The 8,285-nt window shown below is 29.6% G+C and carries 6 protein-coding genes; 5 read left to right on the plus strand and 1 reads right to left on the minus strand.

Annotated features, from left to right (window positions below):
* The 3 genes from B5E92_RS15565 to carB form a co-directional block, all read left to right on the plus strand.
* On the plus strand, positions 1–1,095 hold a 1,095-nt coding region (locus B5E92_RS15565; RefSeq protein ID WP_087303342.1), incomplete at its 5' end, for a hypothetical protein.
* A gap of 334 nt (positions 1,096–1,429) precedes the next feature.
* Positions 1,430–2,500: a carbamoyl phosphate synthase small subunit gene (locus B5E92_RS14540; RefSeq protein WP_087303344.1), complete on the plus strand. Its 1,071-nt coding sequence runs from the start codon at positions 1,430–1,432 to the stop codon at positions 2,498–2,500.
* Position 2,501: 1 nt separating this feature from the next.
* Positions 2,502–5,699 carry a carbamoyl-phosphate synthase large subunit gene (gene carB / locus B5E92_RS14545; protein WP_087303347.1) on the plus strand — a complete coding sequence of 1,066 codons (3,198 nt, stop codon included), beginning with the start codon at positions 2,502–2,504 and terminating at the stop codon, positions 5,697–5,699.
* 20 nt (positions 5,700–5,719) lie between these two features.
* On the opposite strand, the gene B5E92_RS14550 is transcribed toward carB, so the two are convergent.
* Complete coding sequence (locus B5E92_RS14550; protein ID WP_087303348.1) at positions 5,720–6,202, minus strand: QueT transporter family protein; 483 nt, start codon at positions 6,200–6,202, stop codon at positions 5,720–5,722.
* A 236-nt stretch (positions 6,203–6,438) separates the two neighbouring features.
* On the opposite strand from B5E92_RS14550, the gene B5E92_RS14555 reads away from it, so the two are divergent.
* Positions 6,439–7,272, plus strand: coding sequence for an AraC family transcriptional regulator (locus tag B5E92_RS14555; protein WP_087303350.1), 834 nt, complete (start codon positions 6,439–6,441; stop codon positions 7,270–7,272).
* A 77-nt stretch (positions 7,273–7,349) separates the two neighbouring features.
* A partial coding sequence (locus B5E92_RS14560) for a prolyl oligopeptidase family serine peptidase (protein ID WP_158095249.1) occupies positions 7,350–8,285 on the plus strand: 936 nt, incomplete at its 3' end.

Here is an 8,285-nt window from a genome sequence, read left to right on the forward strand (position 1 = left end):
ACAGCTACAGTTATTAATCAATCGATCATCAATAATGATTCTAAAAGTGTAAAGCTTGATGAAACCTGTAAAGTTCTTCTTAGTGATACCCAGATATTAGCACATATTTTAAAATATGTTGTTGATGAATTGCGTGATTTTACGATTGAGGAAATCCAGGAAATCATTCCAGCTAATATTAATCATGAACCGGTATTTCCAGGTAATCGAGTAGTTAAAACCAGTAATAATGAATCAATCATTCCTGGAGAAGGATTGCTAAGATTTGACGTTCATTTTGAACTTGATGTTCCTAAAAGAAATAAACAAAAAGCTTGTAAGCTGCAAATTAATATCGAAGCTCAAAACAGTATCTATAATAATTATAAGATAGTAACAAGAGGGATTGCTTATACAAGTAGACTGATATCCCAGCAGTTTAAAACAGTAATTGATGGTGATAATTATCAAAAGATGCAAAAGACATATTCAATCTGGTTAATGCCTCAAGCACCGTTAAAATATGATGGAACGATCAGGATATATAGTCTACAAGAAAAGGTGGAATCAGGAATACCGTTAAAAGAAAAAGAAGCCTATGATAAGATCAAGATAGCAACGATCTATACAAGCAGCAAACATGAAATAAGCCAAAAGTATGAACAGAATGATGAATTATTAAGAGTGGTGATGTTACTGTTTGGAATGAGTGGAAGAAGTGTTCAAGAGATAAGGGGAATCTTAGAAAAAGAATATGGTTTTAAAATGAGTGATAAACTAAAGAAAGGAGTTGAAAATATGTGTAACTTAGCGCAAGGATTAATAATAGAAAATAGAGCAGCTGGAAGAATGGAAGGAATATTAGTAGGAAAAAAAGAGGGTTTATTAGAAGGTCGAGCAGAAGAAAAATATGAGATATTAATAAATCTGTTAGAACAAACCGATATTTCATTAAAGAAGATAATGAAGATAGTAGGGTTGGTAAAAAAAGAAGATGTTAAGGAAATGACAGATAGACTAATAGAAGATTTAACTTTAAAAGAAGGCTATATAAATGGAAAACCAACTACTATAACAATAGAAAGAATAGTTAGTGAAAAAGATGAGGTAGTCTAGTAATATGGACTAGCTCTTTTTTTGTTTAAATAAATCTATTTTATTTGATTAAATGTCTATTTTTTGGCGATAATTATTGATGATAATGAATTATAGATGTTATAGATTATTTTAAAGGTAGTAAATTTACATCACGATAATAAAAAAGTGTAAAAAGAACTTGAATATTTAATAGATTTCTACTATACTATACAAGAAAAGAAAGGGATGAGGCGTATGTTAGGATTTGTATTAAAAAAAATTGATAGCTTTATGGTCTCATTTTTTATATTTGGTTAGTGAACATATCAGTTTTTATTGATATGTTTTTTTTAAGGATTCAAGGAGGATAAAGATGAAAGCTTACTTAATTTTAGAAGATGGCAGTATATTTGAAGGTGAAAGTATTGGTGCAATTAAAGAAGTAGTCAGTGAGTTCGTATTTAATACATCAATGACAGGATATCTAGAAGTTTTAACTGATCCTTCTTATGCTGGACAATCAGTTGTTATGACTTATCCATTAATTGGTAATTATGGAGTATGTTTAGAAGATCAAGAATCAAAAAAGCCTTTTGTAGAAGGGTTTGTTGTTAATGAATTATCACGTTTAGGAAGTAATTTCCGTAAAGATATGGATTTAGAAGAGTATTTGAAATTACATAATATTCCTGGAATTCAAGGTATTGACACTCGTAACCTTACAAAGATTATTAGAAATAAAGGTTGTATGAATGGAATGATTACAACAGTTAAATATGATAATCTTGATGAAGTTATGCAAAGAATCCATGCTTTTAAAGTTACTGGTGTAGTAGAAAAGACAACTTGTAAAGAAACATATCAAGTAGGTAATGGTGATAAAAAAGTTGCTTTAATGGATTATGGAGCTAAAGCAAATATTGCTAAAAGTTTAGCTAAACGTGGTTTAGAAGTAACTGTATTTCCTGCTGGTACACCTGCAAGTGTGATCTTAGAAGGAAATTATGATGGAATTATGCTTTCTAATGGTCCTGGTGATCCAGAAGAAAATACTGAAATTATTGAACAAATTAAAATTTTAGCTAAAAGTGATACACCTATTTTTGCGATTTGTTTAGGACATCAGTTAATGGCTTTAGCACATGGTTTTAAAACAGAAAAAATGAAATATGGACATCATGGTGCTAATCATCCAGTAAAAAATTTAGATACTGATCGAGTTTATATTTCAACACAAAACCATAACTATGTAATTAAAGAAGATTCAATTGATCCTGAAGTTGCAAAACCATGGTTTGTAAATGTTAATGATAAGACAATTGAAGGAGTAGAATATTTAAATAAAAATATTAAAACTGTTCAATTTCACCCTGAAGCATGTGCTGGTCCTTTAGATACCGATGCTTTATTTGATGAGTTTATTAAAATGATGGAGGTAAAGTAAGATGCCAAAAGATAGTAGAATAAAAAAAGTATTAGTAATTGGTTCAGGACCAATTATCATTGGTCAAGCAGCAGAATTTGATTATGCTGGGACACAGGCTTGTCGAGCTTTAAAAGAAGAAGGAATCGAAGTAGTTTTAATTAACTCAAATCCAGCAACAATCATGACTGATAAAGATATTGCTGATCGTGTTTATATTGAACCATTAACAGTACCAGTAGTAAAAAATTTAATTATAAAAGAAAAACCAGATAGTATTTTACCTACTTTAGGTGGTCAAAATGCTTTAAATATTGCCATGGCTTTGGCTGATGAAGGTTTTTTAGATAAGCATAATGTAAGAACAATCGGAACATCTACTAATACAATTAAATTAGCAGAAGACCGTTTAGAATTTAAAAACCTAATGGAAAAAATTGGAGAACCATGTGCAGCTAGCTTAGTTGTTAATCATGTTGATGATGCATTAGAATTTGCAAGAAAAATTGGTTATCCGGTTGTTGTTAGACCAGCATATACATTAGGTGGAACTGGGGGCGGTATCGCTCATAATGAAACTCAGCTTCATGATATTTGTTCTAATGGTCTAAGATTATCACGAGTTAATCAATGTTTAATTGAACGTTGTATTGCTGGATGGAAAGAAATTGAATATGAAGTAATGCGTGATAGTGCTGGAAACTGCATTACTGTATGTAACATGGAAAACGTTGATCCAGTTGGGGTACATACTGGTGATAGTATTGTCGTTGCTCCTAGTCAAACATTAGGGGATAAAGAATATCAAATGTTACGTTCATCAGCATTAAATATTATTACAGCATTAAATATTGAAGGTGGCTGCAATGTACAATTTGCCTTACATCCTGAAAGTTTTGAATATTGCGTAATCGAAGTAAACCCACGTGTTAGCCGTTCATCAGCTTTAGCTAGTAAAGCTACTGGTTATCCAATTGCTAAATTAGCAGCGAAAATTGCCCTTGGTTATACTTTAGATGAAATTGTTAATGCGGTAACTGGTAAAACATATGCATCTTATGAACCAACATTAGATTATATTGTTTGTAAGATTCCTAAATGGCCATTTGATAAATTTGTTGATGCTTCAAGAGAATTAGGTACTCAAATGAAAGCAACTGGTGAAGTTATGAGTATTTGTAATAATTTTGAAGGAGCGTTAATGAAAGCATTACGTTCATTAGAACAAAATGTATATTATCTTCATTTAGATGAACTTGAAGGTAAAGATGAAGAGTTTTTAATGAAACAATTAGAAGTTGTTGATGATCATCGATTATTTGTTATTGCTGAGGCTTTAAGACAAGGAATTAGTGAACAAATTATTCATAATATTACTAAAATTGATATTTGGTTTATTGATAAAATTAAACATTTAATTGAAGTTGAAAATCAATTGAAAAATGAAGAATTAACAGTTGATTTATTAAAAACTGCTAAACGATTAGAGTATCCTAATCATGTAATTGCTAAATTAACTGGTAAAACTGTTGATGAAGTAAAACAAATGTGCAAGGAAAATAATATTCATGCAGTTTATAAAATAGTAGATACTTGTGCAGCTGAATTTGATGCTTCAACACCATATTATTATTCAGTTTATGGTGGAGTGAATGAGGTTGATCCTCGTGATGATAAAAAGAAAATTATGGTATTAGGATCAGGACCAATTAGAATTGGTCAAGGAATTGAGTTTGATTATTGTTCAGTTCATTGTGTATGGGCTTTAAAAGAAGCTGGTTATGATACAATTATTGTCAACAATAACCCAGAAACTGTAAGTACTGATTTTGATATCGCTGATCGTTTATATTTTGAACCATTAACACCAGAAGATGTTGAAAATATTGTTGATATTGAAAAACCTGATGGAGCAATTGTTCAATTTGGTGGACAAACAGCAATTAAACTTACTAAAGCATTAATGGAAATGGGTGTTAAAATTTTAGGTACTTCAGCTGATGATGTAGATGCTGCTGAAGATAGAGAAAGATTTGATGAAATTCTAGAAAAATGTCATATTGATCGTCCTCGTGGTTCAACAGTATTTACAGTTGAAGAAGCTTTAGAGGTAGCTAATAAATTAAAATATCCAGTTTTAGTTAGACCATCATATGTATTAGGTGGTGCTGGTATGGAAATTTGTTTGAATGATGGTGACGTTAAAAAATTCATGGAAATTATTAACCGTCAATATCAAGAACATCCAATTTTAATTGATAAATATTTATCTGGTAAAGAAGTAGAAGTTGATGCTATTTGTGATGAACATGGTGTTTTAATTCCAGGAATTATGGAACACGTAGAAAGAGCAGGAGTTCACTCTGGAGATAGTATTTCAGTTTATCCTTCTCAAAAAATCAAAGATCACATTAAAGATACAATTGTTGAATATACAAAACGTTTAGCTAAAGCATTAAACGTTATTGGATTAATTAATATTCAATTTATTGTTTATGAAGATCAAGTATATGTAATTGAAGTAAATCCACGTTCAAGTAGAACAATACCATATATTTCTAAAGTAACTGATATTCCTGTTGTTGATGTGGCTACTCATGTAATTATGGGTAAATCAATTGGTGAACAAGGATATGAATATGGATTAGCTCCTGAAAAACAAACAGTAGCTGTTAAAATGCCAGTATTCTCATTTGAAAAAATTAAAGGTGCTGAAATTAGTTTAGGACCTGAAATGAAATCAACTGGTGAAGTTTTAGGAATTTCTACAGATTATGATGAAGCTATTTATAAAGCATTTATCGGTAGCGGAATTAATTTACCAAAGAAAAAGAATATTATTTGTACAATCAAAGATTCAGCTAAAGATGAATTTTTACCAATTGCAAAACAATATTATATGTTTGGATATGATTTATATGCAACAGAAGGTACTTATAATTTCTTAAAAGAAAACAATATTCCTGTAAATTTAGTTAATCGTATTGATGCAAAATCTAATACTATGTTTGATTTAATGTTAACTGATACTGTAGATTTAGTTATTGATATTCCAACTAGAAATAATAACTTAAAAGATGGTTTCTTAATTAGAAGATTTGCAGTTGAAGCAGGTATTCCAATCTTTACATCATTAGATACAGCTCAAGCATTGATTACTAGTTTAGAAAAACGTCATAAAGGCGATACAACATTAGTGGATATTACAAGATTGAAATAATAAAAAGACCGTTGGTGAACTTACTTTAAAGCAAGTAAGTTCATTAAACGGTCGTTTTTTTCTAATGTTTTAAAAACCAAAGCCCCAATTACTAATACTATTAACTCACCGATTGCTACATAGCAGGCATTAATTAAATATGGAATCTGGTAAGCATACCATAATTCACCGCCAATAATAACCCCAGTGATTACTGCTCCTAAAAAAGCAGCTAAATAACGATTCTTCGCAAAATACATCGCAATACATACAATTAATGTACTGATTGATCCAAAGACGATGTCTAACATTCCTAATGGTGAAAATAAATTAGCTAAAATACAACCGATAGTTAAACCAGGAATATAGCGATAATTATAAAACGCTAGAAACACCATTATCTCTGATAATCTAAATTGAATTTGCGAATATGCGATGGGTGAGATTACTAAAGTGAGTGCAGCGTAAACCCCAGCAATCATCGCATTGATAACAACTAGTTTTACTGAAATACCTTTTTTCATATAAATTAACCTTTCTTAGTATTATTTTCACTTATATGTCACCTCATTGAAAACATTGACTATTATAATGGATTTATTATTAATTTACTAGTAAATATATTAAGAATTTTCAATGCTAATTATATATGGCTAAATAAATTTTATTTATATTTAAAATAAACATTAATTATTTACCTTTTATTTCCAAATATTCTTTTAATATGCTAATATTATTAAGAAGGGATGGGGTTTATTATATGCCAGAGCGAGTAGTAGTTAGAAAACATGAAAAAGTTGAATATGCAAATAATAGTTTTTTTACTTTTAGTCATAATTATTATAATCAAGATTATTGTTTTGAATCTCATTGGCATAATAGTATTGAAATCACTTATGTTGTTAAGGGTGAAAAAATACAAAGGATGGAAAATGAAGAAATTGTGGCTAAAACAGGAACCTTATTGTTAGTAAATTCTGGTGTTAGTCATGATATTGATGTAAAAAAAGGAATTGAGGGTATAGTTTTATTAATTGATCGTAAATTTATTAATCATGTTTGTCCTAATGCGATTGGTAAAAGGTTTGATTTAGAAAAAAATTTAGAAGTTAAACAAAAAATTATTAATATATTACTTAAAATTTATAGAAATGGGAGTCAAGAAAACAATTTAATTGATACATATATTGATATATTAATAATCATTGATTTACTAACTAAGTATCTAATAGATGATAAATATTATATTCAAGAAAAGCATGATGATGAGTTATATGAATTAGTTATTGAGGTAATTAATTATATTGATAAAAATTATAAACAAAAGATAAGTTTAAATGAACTTGCTGCTTTAACAAATTATAACAAGTCGTATTTATCGACTGTTTTTAAAAAGAAAATGGGGATAAGTATTTTTGAATATATAAAAAATGTTCGTATTCAGCATTGTTTAGATGATTTAAAATATAGTGATGAATCAATTGTTGATATTGCTTTAAATAATGGTTTTCCAAATATTCAAGCTTTTAATCGGACTTTCAAAGAACTATTTCAGATGACACCTAAACAATATCGGAAAAAAACTAGAAAATGATTAAGATTGTTCTAGAAAAATGACAATTTTAATCATTTTTTTCATGATAGAATCTTTATCAAGAAAGGAAGGATAGAATGAAAAAAATGAAGAAATTATTTACAGTAATCGTAAGTTTAGCATTAGCTATATCTACATACTGTACACCATTATTTGCGGTTGAAAGCAATGAAAGTTATCCGGTTCAATTATATGGTGAAGTAACTGATGCTGGTCAAGTTATTTCTAAAATGGTAATTGATTATGGTGAAACTCATAAGGTTAGAGGAGTAACAACGGAGACATTCAAAGTTCATGTTAATGGAACAAATCCTGAAGAGTATAATGTTCCTGAAAATGAGATGAGCTACAATGCAAAAGAATACGATAGAAAAATCGTTAAAGTAGAGACTGAAGGTCAATATGTAACTGTATATTTTGATATGTCCGAGGGTTCTACGTTAACTTATTTACAAACTGGAGGACGAAATATACCATTAGATTTAGAGTATACGATTACTCAGATTAATCCTCTTACATTGACATCTGCTGATGGCAGAGAGTTAGATACTAATTGGATTGGAAATTATACATGTGATAATACAGTTAAAGATGAAGAAACATCAAAATTCCAATCTATTATTGTTGATGGTGGAATTAACTATCAATATTATGATGCCTCAAAAGGTGATTCATTAGTTGTCTGGTTCCATGGTAACGGTGAAGGAGATTATCATAGTTCAAATAATAATGTTGCTCAAATGTTAGGAAATAGAGGAACTGTTGCCTGGGCAACTGATGAAGCACAAAATATCTTTGGTGGTGCAGATGTAATGGCATTCCAAGCACCAGATACATGGTATTATGCACAACGTGATGGATTATTAGAAAAAGCATATAATGAAATCCAGGAAGTAATTAAAACAAAAGGAATAGATCCAGATAAAGTATATGTATCAGGATGCTCAGCAGGTGGATACATGACAACAAGAATGTTAATTGCTTATCCAGATTTATTTAAAGCAGCAATGATC

The organism is Erysipelatoclostridium sp. An15, from assembly GCF_002160675.1.
GTDB classification, from domain to species: Bacteria; Bacillota_I; Bacilli_A; order Erysipelotrichales; family Coprobacillaceae; genus Thomasclavelia; species Thomasclavelia merdavium.

Bases quoted from the DNA above. Each gene is read 5' to 3' on its own strand.
- B5E92_RS14540 (WP_087303344.1), top strand. From the start codon at position 1,430: ATGAAAGCTTACTTAATTTTAGAAGATGGCAGTATATTTGAAGGTGAA.
- carB (WP_087303347.1), top strand. From the start codon at position 2,502: ATGCCAAAAGATAGTAGAATAAAAAAAGTATTAGTAATTGGTTCAGGA.
- B5E92_RS14550 (WP_087303348.1), bottom strand. From the start codon at position 6,202: ATGAAAAAAGGTATTTCAGTAAAACTAGTTGTTATCAATGCGATGATT.
- B5E92_RS14555 (WP_087303350.1), top strand. From the start codon at position 6,439: ATGCCAGAGCGAGTAGTAGTTAGAAAACATGAAAAAGTTGAATATGCA.